This is a genomic window from Grimontia sp. AD028 (genome assembly GCF_000973155.1).
In the GTDB taxonomy this organism is placed as follows: domain Bacteria; phylum Pseudomonadota; class Gammaproteobacteria; order Enterobacterales; family Vibrionaceae; genus Enterovibrio; species Enterovibrio indicus.
The window spans coordinates 1-21,566 of record NZ_LASY01000009.1 but is presented as its reverse complement, the minus strand read 5'-3'; the positions used below and the strand labels follow the sequence as shown (position 1 = coordinate 21,566).

General features: G+C 49.3%; 18 protein-coding genes. 11 read left to right on the top strand and 7 right to left on the bottom strand.

What is annotated here, in order from left to right:
* The first annotated feature begins 111 nt into the window (after positions 1–111).
* A complete protein-coding gene (locus RN22_RS02590; protein WP_046302969.1) occupies positions 112–1,299 on the top strand; it encodes an aromatic amino acid transport family protein in 1,188 nt (395 codons plus the stop codon).
* A 149-nt stretch (positions 1,300–1,448) separates the two neighbouring features.
* Complete coding sequence (locus tag RN22_RS02585) at positions 1,449–2,336, top strand: DUF3943 domain-containing protein (RefSeq protein ID WP_002539209.1); 888 nt, start codon at positions 1,449–1,451, stop codon at positions 2,334–2,336.
* Positions 2,337–2,425: 89 nt separating this feature from the next.
* On the opposite strand, the gene RN22_RS02580 is transcribed toward RN22_RS02585, so the two are convergent.
* The 3 genes from RN22_RS02580 to cysB all read right to left on the bottom strand — a co-directional run bounded on the left by RN22_RS02580 (position 2,426) and on the right by cysB (position 5,413).
* A complete protein-coding gene (locus RN22_RS02580; protein WP_046302968.1) occupies positions 2,426–3,148 on the bottom strand; it encodes a sulfite exporter TauE/SafE family protein in 723 nt (240 codons plus the stop codon).
* Positions 3,149–4,357 (bottom strand): methyltransferase, encoded by a 1,209-nt coding sequence (locus RN22_RS02575; RefSeq protein ID WP_046302967.1) that lies wholly within the window; start codon positions 4,355–4,357, stop codon positions 3,149–3,151.
* Positions 4,358–4,438: 81 nt separating this feature from the next.
* A complete protein-coding gene (cysB, locus tag RN22_RS02570) occupies positions 4,439–5,413 on the bottom strand; it encodes an HTH-type transcriptional regulator CysB (RefSeq protein ID WP_046302966.1) in 975 nt (324 codons plus the stop codon).
* A 320-nt stretch (positions 5,414–5,733) separates the two neighbouring features.
* Between cysB and RN22_RS02565 the strand changes: the two genes are divergently transcribed.
* The 7 genes from RN22_RS02565 to RN22_RS02535 all read left to right on the top strand — a co-directional run bounded on the left by RN22_RS02565 (position 5,734) and on the right by RN22_RS02535 (position 14,601).
* Positions 5,734–6,489 (top strand): hypothetical protein, encoded by a 756-nt coding sequence (locus RN22_RS02565; protein WP_002539204.1) that lies wholly within the window; start codon positions 5,734–5,736, stop codon positions 6,487–6,489.
* 377 nt (positions 6,490–6,866) lie between these two features.
* A complete protein-coding gene (locus RN22_RS02560; protein ID WP_046302965.1) occupies positions 6,867–8,840 on the top strand; it encodes a methyl-accepting chemotaxis protein in 1,974 nt (657 codons plus the stop codon).
* 10 nt (positions 8,841–8,850) lie between these two features.
* Positions 8,851–10,149, top strand: a complete 1,299-nt coding sequence (locus tag RN22_RS02555) for an ABC transporter substrate-binding protein (RefSeq protein WP_046302964.1) — start codon at positions 8,851–8,853, stop codon at positions 10,147–10,149.
* 299 nt (positions 10,150–10,448) lie between these two features.
* Positions 10,449–11,273, top strand: coding sequence for a DUF3100 domain-containing protein (locus RN22_RS02550; RefSeq protein WP_002539200.1), 825 nt, complete (start codon positions 10,449–10,451; stop codon positions 11,271–11,273).
* A gap of 3 nt (positions 11,274–11,276) precedes the next feature.
* A complete protein-coding gene (locus RN22_RS02545; RefSeq protein ID WP_046302963.1) occupies positions 11,277–11,726 on the top strand; it encodes a hypothetical protein in 450 nt (149 codons plus the stop codon).
* Positions 11,727–12,914: a M20 family metallopeptidase gene (locus RN22_RS02540; protein ID WP_046302962.1), complete on the top strand. Its 1,188-nt coding sequence runs from the start codon at positions 11,727–11,729 to the stop codon at positions 12,912–12,914. It abuts the gene before it with no gap.
* Positions 12,915–13,131: 217 nt separating this feature from the next.
* On the top strand, positions 13,132–14,601 hold the full coding sequence (locus tag RN22_RS02535) for a multicopper oxidase domain-containing protein (RefSeq protein WP_046302961.1): 1,470 nt from the start codon (positions 13,132–13,134) through the stop codon (positions 14,599–14,601).
* A 58-nt stretch (positions 14,602–14,659) separates the two neighbouring features.
* Here the strand turns inward: RN22_RS02535 and adiA are convergent, their stop codons facing one another.
* The gene (adiA, locus tag RN22_RS02530) at positions 14,660–16,954 is read right to left on the bottom strand and encodes an arginine decarboxylase (RefSeq protein WP_046302960.1); all 2,295 of its coding nucleotides are present in this window, start codon (positions 16,952–16,954) and stop codon (positions 14,660–14,662) included.
* Positions 16,955–17,338: 384 nt separating this feature from the next.
* Here adiA and potE point away from each other — a divergent pair, with 384 nt between their 5' ends.
* Complete coding sequence (gene potE, locus RN22_RS02525) at positions 17,339–18,658, top strand: putrescine-ornithine antiporter (protein ID WP_046302959.1); 1,320 nt, start codon at positions 17,339–17,341, stop codon at positions 18,656–18,658.
* Between the two features lie 8 nt (positions 18,659–18,666).
* Positions 18,667–19,056 (top strand): hypothetical protein, encoded by a 390-nt coding sequence (locus RN22_RS02520; RefSeq protein ID WP_046302958.1) that lies wholly within the window; start codon positions 18,667–18,669, stop codon positions 19,054–19,056.
* Between the two features lie 49 nt (positions 19,057–19,105).
* Here RN22_RS02520 and RN22_RS02515 read toward each other — a convergent pair whose 3' ends face one another.
* From RN22_RS02515 to RN22_RS02505, 3 genes are all read right to left on the bottom strand, one after another.
* On the bottom strand, positions 19,106–20,080 hold the full coding sequence (locus RN22_RS02515; protein WP_046302957.1) for a LysR substrate-binding domain-containing protein: 975 nt from the start codon (positions 20,078–20,080) through the stop codon (positions 19,106–19,108).
* Between the two features lie 160 nt (positions 20,081–20,240).
* Positions 20,241–20,711: a low molecular weight protein-tyrosine-phosphatase gene (locus RN22_RS02510; protein ID WP_046302956.1), complete on the bottom strand. Its 471-nt coding sequence runs from the start codon at positions 20,709–20,711 to the stop codon at positions 20,241–20,243.
* 86 nt (positions 20,712–20,797) lie between these two features.
* The gene (locus tag RN22_RS02505; protein WP_046302955.1) at positions 20,798–21,526 is read right to left on the bottom strand and encodes a dienelactone hydrolase family protein; all 729 of its coding nucleotides are present in this window, start codon (positions 21,524–21,526) and stop codon (positions 20,798–20,800) included.
* Positions 21,527–21,566 lie beyond the last annotated feature (40 nt).

Here is a 21,566-nt window from a genome sequence, read left to right as displayed (position 1 = left end):
ACTTACATATAACTTTACAGCAAAACAGAACTCTATATTCTGGCTGGGTTACAGCAGCATTCACCCTATACAACACTTAAAATGTAAACATATCATTACAAGAAGTCGATTATGCGCAATAAAGTTTTAGGAAGCACTTTGATCATCGCTGGCACCACGATTGGTGCAGGTATGTTAGCCCTTCCCCTTGCATCAGCAGGGTTGGGATTTACTCATTCGCTGATTCTGATGATCGCGATGTGGATGCTCATGAGCTATACCGCTTTACTGATGCTTGAGGTTCACCAACATGCACCTGCTAACGCGACCTTAAACAGTCTCGCCAGACAGTTTCTCGGGAAAAAGGGCCAATGGGTGGCGAGCGCTGCCACTCTGTTTCTGTTGTATGCGCTTTGTGCTGCCTACATTGCAGGTGGCGGAGGCCAGTTCCACCATAAACTGACCGCATTAGCAGCGACGGAATCGATACCACCGAGCGCAGGTATCATTCTGTTTACCGCTCTGGTGGCAACCGTGGTGATGTTGGGCACTCAAAAAGTTGATGTCATTAACCGAGGGTTGTTTCTGCTGAAAGTCGTGCTTCTTGGGCTCTCCCTTGCATTACTGCTTCCCTTGGGAGAAGGGCAAAATCTGGTTTCCTTGCCACTGCAGGAAGGGCTATTGATTGCAGCGATTCCTGTCATGTTCACCTCATTTGGCTTTCACGGCAGTATTCCGTCAGTGGTTGCTTACACCGGGCTCAATATTCACGTATTAAGAAAAGTGATGCTGATTGGCTCCGCCCTGCCACTGGTTATTTACGTGCTCTGGCAAGCTGCGAGTTTTGGCGTGTTGGGTGCGTCTACGCTTGCTGAAAACACAAACTTGGGGATGTTTATTCAATCCATTAGTGTTGCAGTAGATTCGGCTCGCATAGCCAATGCAATCTCACTGTTTGCTGATTTGGCACTGGCAACGTCGTTTCTTGGTGTCAGTCTGGGGCTTTTCGACTTCATCGCTGACATGCTAAAGCGCCCAGCTTCGGTAAAAGGCCGGTTTCAGACTGGTTTAGTGACTTTTCTTCCACCCATGCTAGTCGCTTTGTTCTATCCGCAAGGATTCATTACCGCGCTGGGTTTTGCGTCAATAGCTTTGGTGATTCTGGCAGTTGTGCTTCCCGTTTTGATGGCTCAGAAAGTACGCCGTTTAGGTTTAAATCGCGACCAATATCAAGTTTTCGGTGGAAAAGTAGCCCTTTCCATTGCTATGATTGGCGGCCTTTCCGTGATTGCCTCACAATTAGCACACGGTATCGGGTAGTAACCAATTGTCTCGGCATTCTTCTTAAAGGACGTACCGAATAGTGCCGAATGACTCAGCGTCATTAAATTCGACTTTTTTTCATGCCAAGCCCCCCACTCTTGACGATGTGATGAGGTTTGGCATTTTGTTTGTGTGGGAGATCCTACGTGCGTTTTCGCTCTACTATCGCCGCGGCCGCTTTATTTGTAACTCATTCTGTTTCCGCTTTCGATGCGTCCACTATCAACTTCGAACAGCAGGCATATCACTACAACACGGCCAGCGCCTATTCGCTGCCCGCGTTAGACAATGCTCAGCCTGTGGATACTGGCTATGCTTTCGATGTCAATGAGTACCGTTCACAAGGTTTACCTCGTTACCTGTCAACCTCTTCAGGTAAAGACTGGGACTACCTGATGGGCCAAACTTACACCATTTTAGGATTGAGTGTGGCCACCGTTGGCCTGATGACTTTCCTGCCGGAGAGCGTGACCAACTGGACACCGGAAGACCGCGACTTTTCCAACCTCGGTAAAAAATGGTGGGACAACGTCTCTGCTGGCCCAGTTTGGGATAAAGACGACCATTATCTGAACTATGTGATGCACCCGTATTTTGGCGGTGTTTACTACACTGCAGCCCGTCACTCTGGTTTCACTGAATTCGAGTCTTTCCTCTACTCGTTCACTATGTCGACCTTCTTCTGGGAGTATGGTGTTGAAGCTTTCGCGGAAGTGCCATCCATTCAGGACATCATCGTGACACCACTGTTCGGTGCCGCAGTGGGTGAATGGATGTACCTGACCGAGCAAAACATCGTCGCAGACGGTGGTGAAGTGCTGGGCTCAGACACCTTGGGTGGCGTCAGCCTGTTCCTGCTAAACCCTGTGGGTCATATTCACGGTTGGGTAACCAACTTGTGGCAGGGCGATACCGAAGTGCGCATGAACTACGACCCTTGGTTTAACAACCAGGATGCAGCGCGTTATGCAGCAGATGCCGGTGCTCCATATGACAGCCAGTTTATTGGTATGCAGGTCAGCCTGAAGTTCTAAAAGGCCTTCGAGCGATAAAAAGAGCCAGCGATTAATCGCTGGCTTTTTTGCATCAGTGAAACCGACGAAGCGCCGCTGGTTTCAATCGACTAAGCAAGCCCCTTGCTCAGAAGTGCTATACCGGCAAAACCACATAAGATCAGCAGCCCATATCTCACCCACTCAGCCCTGACAAAAGGCGCAAGGCGGAGTGCCAACACCGAAGATAATAAAACGAATGGCAGGGAAATCAGGCTGACTTTCAAATGCCACAAGGTGAAGTATCCAGCCAGCGCTTGTGCGCCTAATGAAATCGCACAGCTGAAAATGAAATAACCTGCGAGCGTTGCCCTGAGTCTGACGACATCCAGCTTCTGAAGCACCAAGGCCATGGGTGGCCCGCCAATCCCGGTTGTCGTTCCCATGATGGCTGCAGCAAACCCTGCCCAGAACATATTCCTATTGTTCGGTTCTACCGCAAATTTGAAGATACTGGCCACAACCGCGATGAGAACTGCAATCCCCATCAGGAGCTCAAGTGCGTTTACGGAGAGATAAAAAAGCAAAGCTGAAGCAACAAAGGTACCGGGGATACGCCCAACGAACGCCCAGCCAATCCCTTTGAGTGATAGCTGGCTGCGATATTGCCAAGTATTCACTATCGCCAACCCCAAGGTCACCAATGTGACGGCGGCTGGAACCAACGAAGGGTCGATAAACATGAGAATGGGGGCGGAGACAATGGCAAGCCCAAAACCAATCAGGCTCTGAACAAAAGCGCCGGCACTTAATGCCAGCACAATTAAGACGAGCTCTTCCGCGCTCAGTGCCATTTATTTTTTCCTTATGGCATGAATCAGCAAATTCCTCGGTGTCAGTTCCCGAGAGCAAAATGTCGAGATATCAGTGTGGTACCCGTTTTCCGTCATATAAAGGGCTCGGTCGAGAACCAACCATATTTCGAGTGGACGGCGGAACAGCGTCCGAACGGTCTCCATTTTCTCTACAGTGTGGAACCGGCTTTCTCCGATTTTTAGGAAATCATCAAACTGGACATCTTTTGGTAAAGTGATGCCTTTTTGTTCAGCGGCCCAACAGCAGAATGCCTCAAACCCTTCATTTAACAAAGACTTTTGTACATTAGGAACCGGAAGATACTTCTCAGTTTTAGATAGGCGTCTCTGCAGAGCATCAAAGCCCAATCGAAAGCTGACTTCGATAAAACGTTTGTTCCTCACGGTTTGCCCAGCCGTCACGGTTTCCTGCAAGGGAAGCTTTAAGTCATGTTTGCTGAGCGACAATTCGGATGCTTTTGCTAACGAAGACAACGGTTGATACTGCTTGCTCTGGATGAGGTGGTAGCAACACGGTGAAACCGACACTGAAGTTGGTTTAGCTTCCACTGCGTGACGTAACAGTGTCACATGCAAATCGCCGCAGGCGTGCAACGCCACCGCATGATCACAGCTTTCGACCAATTGTCGGCTTTCTTTTGCAAAGGCATCGCCTTGAACAAACTGCATCGGCAACTTATGTTTGTCGGCATATGCCTGACCATCTTCACAAAGCGCCTGTTGCCATTCCAGACTGGTAACCTTGGCGTTTTTCGTCACCGCGAGAATACGTCCGAGATATCCTTTCCCCGCGCACCATTCCAGCCAACGCTCCCCCTCTCCACCAATTACAGCCGAGGTAAATGTGCTGATTTGCGACCATTTACGACCGGGAACGCCAGTCGACCAATGGGCATCACAGGGAACATCATTGGATTTCGGAGTCGCTACTGCCGATAACCCAACCAACGTTTCTGCATCTGGAAGCCACTTGCTAAGCACCTTGGACAACGCTGCGGGGTCTGCTTTCCAGCTTTCCAGTTCATCGAGAGATTGTGTATCTAACCATTCGCAAAGTTCTGGGTGGCTCTCACGCCATGGCAAATCGAGACAGTCAAATGGTACGCCTTGCCAAAACGAGGTATACGAAGAGAGCAAACGATCCAACTGAGTAAAACGTTCGGCGAGAACATTGAAAGATAGCGACAAGAAAGTACTCCACCCGCAATGCGGGATCACCGGAAAAACAGGCGAAGTATATACCTAAACAAGCTGAAGATGCAGAGCTGGCTAACGCACCGGTAAGTCAAACTGGTCGAAGAACCGCTCGACTTCGTTGGGGTCTTTCATCTGCATCACTTTTTCAATGGTTTCCCGTGTCAGGTGTGGCGCGAAACTTTCTATAAAGTCATACATATAGCTACGAAGGACAGTGCCCCTTCTAAACCCAATACGTGTCGTGCTGGCATCAAAAATATGGCTGGCATCAATCGCCACCAAATCCCTATCTAATTCATTGTCGTACGCCATACGCGCCATCACGCCAATACCTACCCCCAAACGTACATAAGTTTTGATCACATCCGCATCGGTGGCGGTAAACACAATATTCGGCTTAAGTTTGGCTTTATTAAACGCAGTGTCCAGGCTGGAGCGACCGGTAAAACCGAACACATAAGTCACCAACGGGTACTGAGCAATATCGTAAATGGTGATGGAAGAACGCTGTGCTAACGGGTGATCCTTACGAACGATCAATGAACGCGTCCAGTGATAACAAGGCAGCATCAATAGATCTTCATAAAGGTGTGATGCCTCCGTCGCAATGGCAAAGTCGGAAGCGCCTTTTAAAACAAAATCCGCAATTTGACTCGGCGCACCTTGATGCATGTGTAGGGACACTTTCGGATAACGCTTCACGAATCGTGAAATCACGTCGGGCAAGGCATATCTTGCCTGTGTATGGGTTGTTGCAATATTCAGTTGGCCACGCTCTGGATTGGTGTATTCCTGCGCCACCGATTTAATGCTGTCGACACGGGAGAGTATATCCCGCGCAATCTCGACAATCTGGCTGCCTGCAGGCGTCAATTTGGTCAGGTGTTTCCCGCTGCGACCAAAAATTTGCACACCCAGCTCATCCTCTAGCGAACGAATTTGCTTGCTGATGCCGGGTTGGGAGGTATAGAGGCTTTCTGCGGTAGAAGAAACATTGAGGTCGTGGTTAACCACTTCGACGATATATTTTAGTTGTTGTAATTTCATAATGTTGCAGCAAGCAATAAATGGGACTAATGCTGTTATAGCGCTAAAATTAGCGGAGGCGTAGCCTTATAGCACGTAACCTTTATCCAGCGCCCAAAATACCTTGTCCCGTTCAGGCTTTATAAACAAGGAATGTGGGAAATAACTTAATGATAGCGCTGTGAATAAACGTGCGTTCAAACGCAGTAAGTTGGAGAAAAGGGTTACGCTACGTCAGAATTTAGCTAAGATCGAAAATAGTACTAACAAACTATGACCCTATCTGCAGATCGTGTATCTTAGGCAGTCATCGTTTTAACTGGGATTATCGACGCTCACTTATGAATATCGCCTTAATTGTTGGCCTCTGCGTCATTTTGCTTGGTCTTATTGTTGGCTACAACATCATGGCCCAACAGCGCCAGCGCGTAGAGTCATCAAAGCGCCAAGAAATGGCTAAATATATTGCAGTTATTGATGCCACTGAAGAGCTGATCGGTAACGCACATAACCTGCCTTATAGCGGAACCCTACTGGTTTGTTTAAACCAGAAAATTCTCGACGCCCTTAAAACCATGCATGAGATAGACAAGAGCGATCGTTCCCTACCTCAACGCATCGCAGATGTGCAGCAGCAAATTAACCAAATCAAACAGGCTTATCAAAACAAAGAGTCTACTTCTTTCCGTGTACCAGACAGCGATCGCGAAGCCATTTCAATGCTGAAATTGGTCAAACGTCTGCGCGCAGTCATCAAAGCTGAGCACACCAAAGGTCGCATGCAAACACAAGCGTTCGTGGCAGAGAACTCGCGCCTCGAGCAGATGCAAATGAAGATCAACATCGAGAATGTGTTGAAACGTGTAAACGATGCGAAGATCAAAGGCCAGATGGGTACTGCCCAACAGTTGCTGAAAAAGGCGTTGGATGTGGTGAGCGCTAAGAATGACCCTTACTGTCAATCAGCGAAAGAAAGCCTCTCCGCCATGCTGGAAGATGTCAATTCCGCGCTGAATAAAACCACTGCTGCCCAACAACCAAAAGAAAAAGAAGGCGACGAGTTGGACGAACTGTTTGCGCCTAAGAAAAAGTGGTAACACATTAACCCCCTTTCTTATTAAAAAGCCCCGTACAAGGGGCTTTTTTTGTGCCTGTCACTCGTCACCGCAAACCCATACTCCTTCAGACTGAATAGCCAATAATCCATACATATAAGAATCACTTTCGATACACTTGTTCAACATTTATTTTAATCCGCGAATTATTTGTGCGTCAGATAGCATTTTTTCATTAAAGAACAACGTACGGTGTGCCGATATGAATGTTTGATGTCACAATCCTCGGCCTTTTTTTGGTTTCTCCTAAGCCTTTATTTAGAGGCAAAAATTTGGAAGCCGTTGTGACTCAAGGCTGCCGTGCTATGCCGCGCAGTGTTTGAATCCCCATCGCCAGACTGTCGTAGAGTGAGAGAACAATGAAGTTGTCCGTCGTACAGAGAACAGTTGCAGGTTTTGTCTTAATGTTCGCATTAATGGCATTACTTAGCAGCGTTAGCCTGTTCAACGCCAAGACCCTACAGGGCAAAGTTGAACAAATCACCGACCAATCCACTCCAATGGTGGTCGCATCCGGAAACCTGATCACTCAGTTGATGCACACTAATCTGCTGGTCAGAACGTTTCATAACGACCCATCTGAAGCAAGTCAGATAGACCAAACGTTCGAAGAGCAAAAACGCCGCTTCTTCGACACGCTCAATACTGCTCAACAGGGCCGCCCAACTGACGCTGAACGTCAGCAACTCAATGCGATCGCTCAAGCGTCAAATGGCTACTTTGAGCAAGCAAAAGTATTGATTGAACTGCAGAAGCAATCCAACCAGCTGATCGCTGAACGAGAAGCGTTGGACCTTAAATTCCTGCGTCTAGAGGATACCTACCAGTGGGCTGCTAACCTTCTTTTGCAAAAAGCTTCTGTGAAGCGCTCACTGCACAACCGCGCAGAACTCATTACCAGTGGTATTGCCCGTGACCTGAAAATGCTGCGCCGAGCTGATCAAGACACCAACCTTGATAAGCTTCGTGCCACCATGGCAAAGGACATCGAAATCGCGTTCAAACGCCTTGAGCTGATTAACGTAGAAGATGATGTTAAAGCCCGTTACTCACGCAATCTGAAGAAAGTTGAATCCCTAACATTGGGAGACAAGGGTCTGATTGATGTCTTGAGCCAACAACAACAAATCAACGCGCGTCTACAGCAAGAGAACCAACGCACAAACCGTTTGATGGATGATATTCAAGGCCAGCTTGAAGGTTACGCTCAGTATGCACAGCAACTGGCGACCAGCAGTCGTGAAGATGCAGAATCCGCGGTGAGCGAAGCGTTTTTCTATGTATTCCTGATGACCTCTATTGCCGCAGTTGTCAGTCTTTGGGTTGGTGTCAGCACCACGCGTAGTATTCAGAAACCACTGGCACTGATCCGAAACGTGCTGGACAAAATGACCGACGGCGACATGCGCACCCGTGCAAATTACAACGCACAGGATGAGTTTGGTGAGCTGAGCCGTTCAATAGATGAACTGGCGAACACCATGTCACAAACGCTGGCAAAATTCGGGGACGGCGCACAGCACCTGCTGGATGAAGCGAGCCGCGCAGCGAATGTTAGCGAAAGTGCCATGTCACGCGTGGAAGACCAGAAATCCCGTACCGATCAGGTTGCTGCGGCTATTTCTGAGATGGAAGTGAGCGCCAAGGAAATCTCCCGCTCTACCGAGCTGACCGTATCGGAAGTAGAAAGCACTAACGATGCCGCGAACAGCGGTCGTTCTCAGGTTTCACGTAGCCGTCAGCTGACCGAACAGCTCTCTGGCAACATTGAAGAAGCCGTGAACAATACTCAACAGTTGAACCAGTACTCCAACAACATCGGCTCAATCCTGCACGTGATTCAGGACATCGCAGAGCAAACCAACCTGCTGGCACTCAACGCAGCGATTGAAGCAGCACGTGCAGGCTCTCATGGCCGTGGCTTTGCCGTTGTCGCAGACGAAGTGCGCGCCCTAGCGACTCGCACCCAGCAGTCGACGGAAGAAATCCAGCTGATGATCAACAACCTGCAAGGTAATGCGTCACGCATGGCGGAAACCATGAGCAGCAGTCAGAAGCAAATGGAAGAGTGTCTGACCCAGACGCGCCTGACGGACGAAACCCTGCAAGACATCGTGTCACGCATGAAGTCTATCCATGAGATGGCAGTGCATGTTGCTCAAGCCACCGAAGAGCAGATCAAGGTGAGCCATGATGTCGCAGAACACATCAACGGTATCGCGCACGTCGCCTACGAAGCAGAGAAAGATGCACGCGCATCAGCTTCGAGCAGTGAAGCACTGGCGGACCTGGCACAAGACCAGCAAAACCTGATTGCAAACTTCCGCGTTTAAGGAGCAGAGAATGAAGAAATTAGCCCTGCTGCCTATCGCAGCACTGACCTTTGCCGCTTCAACGCTGGCGAATGCACAAACCACGCTGGTGATTGATTCATGGCGCAGTGACGACGCAGTGTGGAACGAGAAAATCATCCCTGCGTTCAACAAGCACTATCCAAACATTAAAGTGGAATACCGCTCACCACCTGATCTGGATGCTTCCAAGTGGAACGGTGACATGGAAGCACGCTTTAAAAGTGAATCCGCAGGTGACCTGATTGCCTGCCGCCCTTTTGATGGCTCGCTGGGTCTTTTCGAACGCGGTCTGTTGAAAGAAGTGACTGAAATGGAAGGCATGGAGAACTTCCCGAGTTTCGCTCTGGCACCTTGGCAGACGGACTCTGGCGCACAGACGTTCTGTTTGCCAATGGCATCTGTTATTCATGGTTTCTTTTACAACAAAGACATCTTTAAAGAAGTCGGCGTGAATGAACCAGTGACGAAAGCTGATTTCTACTGGGCGCTGGAAAAAGCCAAGCGTGCGGGTTACCTGCCACTGGCAATGGGCACCAAGGACAAATGGGAAGCTGCAACGATGGGCTTCCAGAACATTGGTCCAACCTACTGGAAAGGTGAAGATGGCCGCGACGGCCTGCTGACAGGTAAAGAGCGCGTTGACAGCAAACCTTACCGCGATACCTTCCGCGAACTCGGTAAGTGGGCAAGCTACATGGGCGATGACTTTGATCAGCGCGGCTATAACGACGCGATCAAAATGTTTGCTGACGGCAAAGCGGCGGTTTACCCGGCAGGTTCTTGGGATATCGGCACCTTCCGTGGAAAAGTAAACATGGGCGTGTTCCCGCCACCGGTTGAAAAACGTGGTGATGCTTGTTATTTCAGCGACCACACAGACCTTGGTATGGGCATCTACTCCAAGTCTAAAAACCCAGAAGCTGCGGAGGCCTTCCTGAAATGGATGACCACCGCAGAGTTCGCAGAGCTTCTAACCAACGAAATCTCTGGCTTCTTCTCGCTGTCGAACCACTTCTTTGATGTGAAAGACCCAATCGCTCAGGAAATGATCTCCTGGCGCGACCAGTGTGATTCGACCATCCGTAACTCGGCGCAAGTACTTTCCCGTGGAGAGCCAAACTTCGAGCTTGAGATTTGGGAAACCAGCGTGGGTGTGATGACAGGCCAAATGAGCCCTGCTCAAGCTGCTAAGCAACTGCAAGATGGCCTTGAGGAATGGTATCAGCCTCAGAAAGAAAGCAAGCAAAGTGCCTCAAACAGCAACTGTAACTGCGCGCCTTTGTTGTAATCAATATTGACGAACTCAAACCCGGCCCTCGCGCCGGGTTTTCTTTTTTCTAGGGCGCGCCACTCTTGTTATCCAAGCTGAGCCGGACGGTTAATCCGGTTACCGAATGACACTGAAAACCAACAGTTGCAACACCAAACCTAAGTGCATTTTACCGGCTTATAACCACTAATTCCGTAAGGGAATATCATATTTAGTTTTCATCTAGATCCCGATACCGACCGTTGATCTTGTTCACGTTTCGCTTTTCATCCGTCCCTATAATCAGCGGCGATTTCCACTTTTACTGTTGAATAACTATGAGCACAGAAGAAAACAAAAGCGGTCAGGCACGCGTCATCATGACCAGTGTCATCGCAGTTTCCGCACTGATTTTCCTATCCCAGTTTGTTATCGGTACCAAGAAGATTGATCTGGGATTTGCCACTATTTCTATCCTGCCAATGCTGTTTGCCGTGATGTTCGGTATGGCACTGTCAGTAAACTGGACCAAGTCCAAGATCAAAGCGTGGGGCAAAGTCTTCACCGAGAAAGAAGAAGGTTTCTGCGGCAAGATGGTGGGTTACTGTCTGCTGGTGCTGGGTACCCAATACGCGGGCATGATTATCCCTAATCTGGACATGATCATCGATGCTGGTGTTCCACTGCTGTTCCAAGAGCTGGGTAACCTGCTTCCAATCCTGATTGCCATTCCTTTGGCGGTGAAATTCAAGTTCGACCGCAAAGCAATCGGCGCATGTTCATCGATCAGCCGCGAGCCTTCTATCGCAGTTATCCAGGGTAAATTTGGCACAGGCAGTCCAGAGTACGTTGGTGTACTGGCTATCTACCTGTGTGGTTCTGTTATCGGCACCCTGTGGTTCTCTGTACTGGGCAGTATCGCGCCGTTGACGGGTCTTCACCCACTGGCACTGGCTGCAGGTTCAGGCGTAGGTTCTGGCTCAATGCTGAGCGCAGCATCAGGCGCACTGGTATCAGGTCTCGAGCCTGCGCTCGCACAACAAGTGCTGAGTATTGCTGCAGCATCTAACCTACTGTCATCTGTTCTGGGCGCACTGTCGCTGACTTTCCTTGGCCTGCCATTGGCTGAGCTGATGTACAAAATTTGCAATAAAGGTAAATAAGCCATGAAAGTGATTATGAATGACATGAAGCTGGTCTCGCTTGCGATTGTACTGGCTGGCTTTACCCAATTTCTGACCAACGGCACTGCGCCAACAGAGATGGTACACAGCTTCATTGCCATGTCTGTGATTGTGTTCCTCTCTCTGGTTGCGAAGAAGTTCATTCCTTCTTCACTTCCAACGTTCGCCTACGCGACCATTATCGGTATTCTGATTTGTCTGCCTGAGACGCCGGTTCGCACTTACTTCCTGGAATCAGTGGGTAAGATCCAGTTCCTGTCTGTGTGTGTGCCGCTACTGGCATTTGCAGGTCTGTCTGTTGGCGGACAGATGGAAGAGCTGAAAAAGATGTCTTGGAAAGTTATCGTTATCTTCCTGATTGTGGCGACCAGCTGTTTCTTCGGCGCGTCTGTGATTGCACAAATCGGCTTCCAAATGAAAGGGATTATCTAAATGTCGGCTAAGTACTCAAACTTCAATCTGGACAGCAAGCTGCTTGGCCTGCATGAGTTCAGCATCAACACACGTCGTGACCTGCACCAGATCCCTGAGATCTCCGGTGAAGAATTCAAAACCACGGCTTACTGCCAGGCACTGATGACTGAGATGGGTTACAGCCTGACCACTTACGAAGGTTTCACTGGCTTCATCGCTGATCTAACCGTGAACCCTGAGTGGAAACGTGTTGGCTTCCGTGCGGACATGGACGCACTGGAAATGGACGACATGACGGACAACGAATACCGTTCGACGCATGAAGGCCGCTCACACAACTGTGGTCACGATACCCATATGGCGATCATCCTTACTACAGCGAAATACCTGGCCGAAAATCAGGGCGAGCTGAAACACAACGTGCGCTTCATCTTCCAAATGGCGGAAGAAGACATGCGTGTACCGGGCGCAAGCAAAATGGTTGAGCTGGGTTGTATGGAAGGCGTCGCGGAAGTGTATGCACTGCACAATGACGCGGCTCTGGAATACGGCTTCGTGAAAATCAACAACGGCATCATGTCTTCTTATGGATCTGCGTGGACTTTGGACGTTCATGGCGTTTCTGCTCACGGTTCAACCCCACAGAAAGGTCTGGATGCGATTCGCGAAGCCAGCCGTATCATCATGGACATGGACTACATCGTCGCCAAGCGCACTAACCCGTTCAGCCCTGCTGTATTCGGTTGTGGTATGTTCAACGGCGGCAGCATTCCTAACGCTGTGCCTGACTACGCGCAGGCTCGCGGCACCATCCGCGCAATGGACGCCGACACTGATCAGATCCTGAAAGACAGCTTTGAAACTTTCGTAAAAGAAAGTGAAATCCGTGGCTTCAAAACCACCATGGTTTGCGAAGGCTACCCAGCAGTCATCAACCACCCAGACGCTTACCAGCGCGTGGTGGATGCAGCGCGCGCTATCGTGCCTGCTGACCGTCTGGATCCTAACGGCAACCCAATGACAGGTTCTGAAGATTTCAGCCTGATGGTGAATGCAGCAGAAGATCGCAAAGGCGCGATGTTCTTCCTCGGTAGTGGTAACAAAGAGGCAGGCATCTGTAATTACCTGCACTCAAATCCTTATTACGTGGATGACGACTTCCTCTTAGTCGGTGCGCAGATTTTTATCCATATCGCCTGCCACTAATCTTCACTTCCCCCATAAAAAACCAAAGGCCAGATGCTTTTTGCTCTGGCCTTTTTTCTATTATCTACAATTTCTTATACCTAAAGACGTGGAAATCTGGACAACCCGTAGTCTTTTCTTGTTTGTATCACTTTTGAGCTAGGCTCTAAATGGACGAACGCAGTCTGATATTAAATAATCCACCACCAAAACATATTTCAGTAATTTAGAGAAAAGGATGACCTGCTTCAGACAAAAGAAAGGTGTATATAAGCGCCAAAAAGGTTTTGCCAGCCGACGCGTGGCCTTAGTCATGCTATTGGTCTCCGCACTGATTTTTGCAGCTATTGTTGCCAGCACTGCTCTGCGCGCTTCTCCACCGACTACGGCAGCAGTAACACCCTTGAGTATTCCGGCGCTCATTGACAGCCGAACTCAAAATGGCCCGATAGTCATCGATATCAAAGAAGGTGAGCACGAGTTTTATCCCGGGGTTAAGAGTAAAACCAGTGGCTACAATGGTGGCTATCTGGGTCCAACAATAAAAATGTACAAAGGCGAAAGTACAGCCATTGCGTTTACCAACCATCTTGATGAACCAACGAATATTCACGGTCATGGCTTACACGTTGTAGGAAAGATTGACGGCGGTCCTCAAAACAAAATCCTGCCCGGAGACACATGGAACGTAACCATTCCTGTCGTGCAACAGGCCTCCACTAACTGGTATCACCCACACCTTAAAGGCTCCACTGCCAAGCAGGTTCATTCTGGACTGGCGGGTTTTTATCTTATCGAGGATGAGCATTCACTGTCTTTGGGGCTACCAAACACCTACGGCGTTGATGATATTCCTTTGGTCATTCAGGACAGAAACTTTGTTGATGGAAAGATGACGCCATACCCGGCTAACGATATGCCTGAGGATCTGAGAGAAGGCACACTTGTGCTCAATGGCACCATCAACCCCTACACGATGGTACCTCAATCTTTTGTCAGATTACGCTTACTCAACGGCTCCAACGCCCGCTCGTATGAGTTCTATCTGGAAGGCGACCAACCTTTCTATAAAATAGCGACAGAAGGCGGCTTGCTGGCCTCCCCGGTAGAATTAACATCTTTGAAAATGGCACCTGGAGAACGGAATGACATCGTCGTAGATATGTCAGCCGTCGAAAACCAGAGGGTGCTGGCAAGGCTGCTACCGCAGAACTACAACGGATTTAACGCTGCCCTCATTCCTTTTTCAGAAAGCCAATCTGTTCTTGAACTCCGGGTTGATAGCTCGCTCGAGGCGCTGGTATCAAGGTTACCCGAACAACTCAATACCATTACCCCGTACCTTGAAAAAGACGTAGAGGTAGAGCGCGTTTTTGAGCTGGAAGATATGTCCATCAACGGTCAGAAGATGGATATGAAAGTCATCAACCATGAATCCAAGTTAGGGCAGCTGGAAAAGTGGACAATCAATTCAGGTAGGCATCCTTTCCACATGCACGGCACGTCTTTTTTGATTTTGTCGATGAACGGAAACCCGCCAGCGCCAGAGGACCAAGGTTGGAAAGACACCATCTATCCAAATGGTGAGGCCGAAATTCTGCTGAAGTTCGATTATGAGGCTCCCGAGCAATGGCCATACATGTACCACTGCCATATTCTGGAGCACGAGGATATGGGAATGATGGGGCAATTCACCGTCGTCAAGTGAACTTGGTAGAACAAAACAAGTAAGGGGAAGCCATTAGCTTCCCCTTTTTCTTTGGCGTTTAAACCGATTTCACACACATCACATGATAGATACCATCATGCATCTCTGTCCCTTCGGTTTCTTTTTCAAAGCCAGGGAATTCTTCATCCCACACTTCAAGGCTCTTGAGATATTTGATTTGCGGACTGTTCTCGTCACCGAAGCTCTCTCCGGACATTAACATCGGAATGCCCGGTGGATATGGTATAACCGCATTGGCGGCAACACGCCCAACGAGTTGATGCGAAGGTACCATTTCAACGTTATCAGCGACGATAGCCTGATAAGCGGCGCGTGGTGTCATCACAGCTTCTGGCAAGGTTTCATAAGCCGCATTCAATACTTCACCCGGATTGTGCTGTTTCAGATAACTGAAAATCTTATCGCCCAAATCCTTAAGCCCCATCTCGCCATAGACATCAGGGAAATCTGACGCCAAATCAGGCAGCGAATCCACCAGTGGCGTGTTGTTGTCGTAGTGACGTTTGAAACCCATCAGCGTATTGACCAGCGTTGCCCACTTGCCTTTGGTGATACCCATGGAGAAAAGGAACATCACCTGAAAATCTGTGGTGCGGGTTGGCACGATACCGAAGCGTCCAAGGTAGAGTGTGACCAATGCGGCTGGCACACCTTTATCAAGCAGTTTGCCATCATCACCCATACCCGGCGCGAGAATACTGACCTTGATTGGATCGAGCATACACCAGTCTGCAGGCATATCTTTGAAGCCGTGCCAGTTGTCGCCAGGGTGCATCACCCAAGCATCCTGACTCTCGCATAGCAAGTCTGCAGGCGCATCTTCGAAGGCGTAAGTTTCCCCAGTTTGTGGGTCTTTGACGGTGTCCGCATTCCACGGCGTGAAGAACCAATCACCATTTTCTGTGTATTCACGATTCAGCCGCCCCATCGCCTGACGGAAATCTACCGCCTCGCGAATCACTTCCAGCGTCAACGAATGACCTCTGTTACCCGCCATCTGAGACACCGCAATATCGTTCGATGCGCAAATCGCATACAGCGGAGAAGTGGTCGCGTGCATCATGTACGCCTGATTGAAGCGCTCAAAGCTAATAGCGCCTTTACCGTTTCTCACATGCAGCCAAGACGCTTGCGACAAGGCATTCAGCAGTTTGTGGGTAGAGTGAGTTGCAAACACGGTTGGCGCATCCGGATCTTCGGTTGGCTCGCCGCGCATCGCATAGTGTTTTTCGTAGATAGGGTTAAAGCGTGCATAACCGTACCAAGCTTCATCGAAATGAATACGGTCGCTGCTCTCGGCCAGAATGTCCTGCGCCCTTTCAGCGTTATAACAAAGACCGTCGTAGGTACAGTTTGTCAGTACAGCATAAACGGCACGTTGGTCAGCGTAATCTTTGGTGAGTGAGTAATCTTTCGCACGCTGATCGAGCACTTGCTTGGAGAGCTGGTCAGGATAGATGGGGCCGATAATGCCATAGCGGTTGCGCGTTGGCAGCAGGTAGACTGGCCGCGCACCGGAAAGCATCAGTCCCTGCTCTATCGACTTGTGACAGTTGCGGTCGCAAATCACCAGATCATTCTCGTTCATACAGGCGGACATAATGGTACGGTTGGAGCCTGATGTACCCGTCACCAGCGAGTAGGATTGGTCAGCGCCAAAGACCTTGGCCGCATAACGCTCACTGTCACCAAAATAGCCCGTGTGGTCGAGCAATGAACCTAAGCTGCCGCGTTCGATCCCCATGTCGGTGCGGAACAGTCCCTCACCGTAGTAATTGTAAAAGCGTTGCCCTGCTGGCGTTTTGGTAAAACCTACCCCACCTTGGTGGCCCGGTGCTGCCCATGAATACTCATGAATGTCGTCATACCTCATCAATGCGGACATCAGTGGTGGCAGTAGCTGCTTACGGTAGCGGTTCATCGCAGCGACGGCGCGGCCGGCAATAAAGTCTGGCGTGTCTTCCAGAATCCACGCGAACTCATCGACTTTTTCCATCATTTCACGGGTGACGTGAAGGGTGATTTTCTTACGCTCTGCCAGCAGGAACACAGGGACATTTTGCTGACGACGGTTGAGCTTTTCTATCAGCACATAAAAGCGCTCATTTTCTTCGCTTTGGGACCCGCTCATGGCTGATGTGAGCATCAGACAATCAAGCGCCGTATTCGAAAAAATCACCGAATAACAATCATCAAAGCTTGTCGCTACCATGACTCTTGCGCCGCTGCTTTCCAGCTCTGCAATCAGCCTTTCAATCGCATTACCCACTACACCTTCTTTATGGGCTTCTTCCAAAATCAGAACATTAAATTTCTTTCCGTAGGTTTTCATAGCCAGCTCCGACACTGAATGAGGAGAAGTGTTTTGTTTGAGTCCCATTCACCATAGAAGAGCCCTATGGTTGACAAAGTCGCAAAAAAGACAAATTTGAAGAAAAAACCAAAGTGAAAGTTGATGCATTGCCGACAAGGCGCATTATCAATCCCCTATTTTTATTGGCTTACAGAGATACGTGTGATGAGTTTCATTCGGAGGAACTGTGCTTTTGTCTTGTAAAAGAACCAAACACCTCACCTCTCCACTTCTACTTTCAATTCGACAGGCAAAGCCTTTTCACTTGTTTCGATGCAGCGGCGGGAGATCGTCAATCGAACGTGTATGCAGCAAGGCTGAATACCTGCATTTCTTGCCCAAATAATGCAGTGGAGAATCAGTATGGCGTCAGAACAAAATAAAATGGGACTGGTGGGATTAACCACCATAGTGACTGTAAATATGATGGGATCGGGCATCATAATGCTGCCAGCAAGCTTGGCTCAAACCGGGGCAATTTCGCTGCTTTCTTGGGTTGTGACGGCGTTAGGCGCCATGTGTATTGCTTACGCGTTTGCCAAGTGTGGCATGTACTGCAACAAAGATGGTGGGATGTCTGCCTATGCCAACGAAGCGCACGGAAAGTCCTCGTTCTTTATTGCTTCGTATACCTATTATGTCTGTCTGGTGATCAGTGCGGTGGCGATTGCCGTGTCAGCGGCTGGTTATCTGGTACCCTTCTTCCCTTGGATTAAAACTACCCCGATTCACACCTTTATTGCTGTGGTCGCCATTTTGGTTGTCACCATGGTAGCCAACTTCTGGGGGCCAAAAATCACCGGGCAAATCTCAGCCATTACGGTCTGGGGCATCATCATTCCGGTGGTTGGCTTATCCGTTGCCGGGTGGTTCTGGTTCAAACCTGATGTTTTCGCTGAAGCGTGGAATCCCCATCAGGACACCACCATCACCGCGGTGTCATCAGGCATAGCATTAACCCTCTGGGCTTTTTTGGGGATAGAGTCAGCCGGGGCCAATTCGGGGGCTGTGGAAAACCCCGAAAAGAACGTTCCTTTGGCCTGTATGCTCGCCACCAGCTTCACCGCCATCGTCTACATCACATCAACTTCAGTGATTCAGGGGATTATCCCGAATGCCGAACTGGCTAAATCCGATGCGCCTTTCGGGTTGGTTTATACCTACATGTTTAACGAAACTGTGGGCAGTATTATCACCGCACTGGCCGTGATCGCCTGTATTGGTTCCTTGCTCGGCTGGCAGTTTACCAATGCGCAGGTATCGAAAGCCGCAGCAGACATTCGTCTGTTCCCGAAAGTGTTTGGTGAAGTAAACAAAAACAATGCGCCCATCAAAGGCATGTTGATCATGCTGGGTCTCGAGTTGTTGTTGGCTGTGATGACGATTTCGCCAAACTTGGTCAAACAGTTCAATGTGCTGCTTAACCTCGCGGTATTCATCAATATGGTTCCATACATACTGTCGCTGACCGGTCTCGAAGTCATTCTCCGCAAGCAGAATGTCAGCCAGAAAGAGTATAAAACGGCAGCTACGATCGGGACTTTCGCCGTGATTTACAGTATTTACGGCGTGTATGCCTGTGGTCAGTCCGCTGTGTTCTGGGGCTCTATCCTCACCATGTTCGGCTACATCTTCTATGGATTCGTTGCTGCACGTGACAGAAATGACGGCACGCCCGCTTAGGAGGAAATATGTCAGACATTGAAGCCCAAACAATGAAGAAACTGGCGACGTTCCTTTTGATCGGTGCGGTTATCGCGATTTCACCACTTGCACTGCACGCTGCCGAGGAAGTGGTGGTTGAAGAATCGGAAACCGTGACGCTCCCTACGGATGATGCCATGACAGCGATAGAAATCATCATTGGTAAACGCATTCCCGACAGTGTGCTGGAAGATGGTAGGCCGCATCATGTCTATCGGCCGAAAACCCCCATCTTCCATCAGAACCATCCGGAAAATGAACCTGAGCCTCCCGCGATCCGCAAGCACCTGTTGGTGGATCATCCGGAACTCAATAACAATCAGGGCAGAGTCATTCGGACACCACCGCCGGAAAGTGGGGAGACCTCCGACAATTGAACGTAAAAACGCCAGCATATTCGCTGGCGTTCTTCACTCTTCTTTCAGGTTAGTAAACGGGGAGCTCCAGACCTTCAAATAGCTTGTCGACTTTCTCGCTGCTGTTTTGCATCAACACACTTTCCATCAGCGTTTTGGTCAGATGAGGCGAGAACGACATCAGGAAGTCGTACATGTAGTTCTGCAGCAAGATGTCTTTCGAGAAACAAATCCATGCATTACATGGCTCGAACAGGTGATCGAGGTTGATATAAGTCAGACCGGTGTTTTCAATGTCGCGTGCTGCCAAGGTAGAGATAATGCCGATACCAAAACCAAGCTGAACATAACGCTTAATCACGTCAGCATCCATTACAGTCATAAAGTAGTTCGGATTGATTCCCGCGCGTCTGAAGGCTTCATCCTGAACCTGACGGCCAGTTGAACCCGGCTCGTAACTCAGAATCGGGTATTCAGACAATTGCTTGAGCGTTGGCTTGCGGACATCCGCCAGCGGATGATCTTCCGGCACCACCAGTCCCATCGTCCAGAGGTACGCTGGCAGCTGGATTAAATCGTTGTCTGCACCAATATCGTGGGCCACGATGGAAAAGTCAGAATGCCCTTTGCTTATCACGCCTTTGGTTTGCAACGGCAGTGTTGGATGCAGGTGGAAATTGATGTTCGGGTATTTCTTGGTGAAGTAGGACACACTGTTTGGCAGCAGATAACGCGCAATGGTATGCGTGGTATAGATATTCAGCGTACCTACACTCGGATCCAGATGCTCGTTTGCCAACGCTTTGATTTTTTGCTCCAGCGCCAGCATGCGTTCAACCTGCTCAAGGATTCGTTCACCGATCGGGGTAATACCGCTGAGGTTCTTACCACGACGTTCAAAAATCCTCACACCCAGCTCTTTTTCCAGTAATCCAACCTGTTTACTTACACCTGGCTGGGTCGTAAAAAGTGACTGGGAGGCCGCGGACACGTTTAAATTGTTGTCCTTTATCGCTTTTAGATATTTAAGCTGCTGAAGTTTCAATCCCTTACCTCACAAAAAGCTATCAGCTATAGATCTTAAATTTATAAGAGCGATCAAATTTAAACAAGCACTAAGGTAGGAATTTGCTGGTTGCTGCGAACATTGTTCCGTTAAAGACAAAAAAGCCCGCTGTCAGCGGACTTCAGCAAGACTCAGAGGTTTATTTCGCCATCACTTCATCAAGCACACTGTCGCTGGCTTCTTCAATGAGATCCAACACCAGCTCAAAGCCTTTTGAGCCGCCATAGTATGGGTCTGGAATTTCAGCCAGCGATGAGTTGCCATGGCTCAAAAACAAAGAAACTCTGTCACGAAGATGGTCAGGGCAGCGGTCCAGCAGGTCAGCAAGGTTCGCTTTGTCAGAAGCCAGAATCATGTCGAACTTTTCAAAGTCATCATCTTCAACCTGACGCGAGTATATGCCAGTGAAATCATAGCCTCTGCCTTCTCCGGCTTTCCTTGCTCTTTCATCAGGCTTAGCGCCTGAGTGATAACCGATGGTGCCTGCCGAATCGATTTCAACATCCAAACCGCGCGCCTTGGCTTTGGCACGGAGTATTGCTTCTCCGGTAGGCGAACGACAAATATTACCCATACAGACAACGAGAATTTTCGGTTTGTTATTAGACATTGGCACTCCGTTCCCCATTCATTACGAACACTGTAACGAATCAAGGAACGGAGAGCAAAGTCACCGAGACAGCTGTTTGAGAGGCCCTACAGATTTTCTTCCAGGAAGCCAGTGAAGGTGGCCCAAGAGCGCTTATCCGCCACTTCACGATAACGAGGAGACTCAAACACTGTGAAAGCATGAGGTGCACCGGAATAGACTTCAATCAGGTAGGGTATACCCGCTGCTTCCAGCTCTTCAGAGAGATCCGCTACATCACTCATTGGAATTGCACTGTCTGCACCGCCGTGGGAGATGAAAATCGGTGCCGTGTCTTTGGCATAGCTCTGGTCGCTTGGTGTCGCCAGTCCACCGTGGAAAGTGGCATAACCATTGATACCACTGCCTTTGCCAGAGCGCGCAAGCTCAAGCGTTGCTGCGCCGCCAAAGCAATAACCTGCAACCACCACATCTTCTACACCCATTTCTCTAGCTTTATCTAAACCCGCCAGAATCAAGGTTCGCATTTTCTCCCGATCTTTATAAAGCTTTCCTGTTTCCGCTTTCTTGGCATTGGTATCAACAGGACGGTTGCCTTTGCCATATAGGTCAACCGCAAAGGCGTTGTAGCCCATCGAAGACAGCATATCGACGCGCTTCTGTTCATATCCAGTCAGTCCATCCCAGTCATGGATTAAAATCACTGAGCCTTTAACGTCGCCCTCAGCAGGCGCGTAATACCCCTCTAAGGCCATACCATTAGAACTGTAATCGACCACTTCCCCTGCCATTACACTAAAAGGCAGGGCCACCAACAGCCATCCAAACTTCTTCATCTTTTATCCCTCGTGGTTTCATACCCAAACGACCTGAAGA

What these genes read in the sequence shown, in the direction of transcription:
- RN22_RS02590 (WP_046302969.1), top strand. Translation starts at nt 112, where the DNA reads ATGCGCAATAAAGTTTTAGGAAGCACTTTGATCATCGCTGGCACCACG.
- RN22_RS02580 (WP_046302968.1), bottom strand. Translation starts at nt 3,148, where the DNA reads ATGGCACTGAGCGCGGAAGAGCTCGTCTTAATTGTGCTGGCATTAAGT.
- cysB (WP_046302966.1), bottom strand. Translation starts at nt 5,413, where the DNA reads ATGAAATTACAACAACTAAAATATATCGTCGAAGTGGTTAACCACGAC.
- RN22_RS02565 (WP_002539204.1), top strand. Translation starts at nt 5,734, where the DNA reads ATGAATATCGCCTTAATTGTTGGCCTCTGCGTCATTTTGCTTGGTCTT.
- RN22_RS02560 (WP_046302965.1), top strand. Translation starts at nt 6,867, where the DNA reads ATGAAGTTGTCCGTCGTACAGAGAACAGTTGCAGGTTTTGTCTTAATG.
- RN22_RS02555 (WP_046302964.1), top strand. Translation starts at nt 8,851, where the DNA reads ATGAAGAAATTAGCCCTGCTGCCTATCGCAGCACTGACCTTTGCCGCT.
- RN22_RS02550 (WP_002539200.1), top strand. Translation starts at nt 10,449, where the DNA reads ATGAGCACAGAAGAAAACAAAAGCGGTCAGGCACGCGTCATCATGACC.
- RN22_RS02545 (WP_046302963.1), top strand. Translation starts at nt 11,277, where the DNA reads ATGAAAGTGATTATGAATGACATGAAGCTGGTCTCGCTTGCGATTGTA.
- RN22_RS02540 (WP_046302962.1), top strand. Translation starts at nt 11,727, where the DNA reads ATGTCGGCTAAGTACTCAAACTTCAATCTGGACAGCAAGCTGCTTGGC.
- RN22_RS02535 (WP_046302961.1), top strand. Translation starts at nt 13,132, where the DNA reads ATGACCTGCTTCAGACAAAAGAAAGGTGTATATAAGCGCCAAAAAGGT.
- adiA (WP_046302960.1), bottom strand. Translation starts at nt 16,954, where the DNA reads ATGAAAACCTACGGAAAGAAATTTAATGTTCTGATTTTGGAAGAAGCC.
- potE (WP_046302959.1), top strand. Translation starts at nt 17,339, where the DNA reads ATGGCGTCAGAACAAAATAAAATGGGACTGGTGGGATTAACCACCATA.
- RN22_RS02520 (WP_046302958.1), top strand. Translation starts at nt 18,667, where the DNA reads ATGTCAGACATTGAAGCCCAAACAATGAAGAAACTGGCGACGTTCCTT.
- RN22_RS02510 (WP_046302956.1), bottom strand. Translation starts at nt 20,711, where the DNA reads ATGTCTAATAACAAACCGAAAATTCTCGTTGTCTGTATGGGTAATATT.
- RN22_RS02505 (WP_046302955.1), bottom strand. Translation starts at nt 21,526, where the DNA reads ATGAAGAAGTTTGGATGGCTGTTGGTGGCCCTGCCTTTTAGTGTAATG.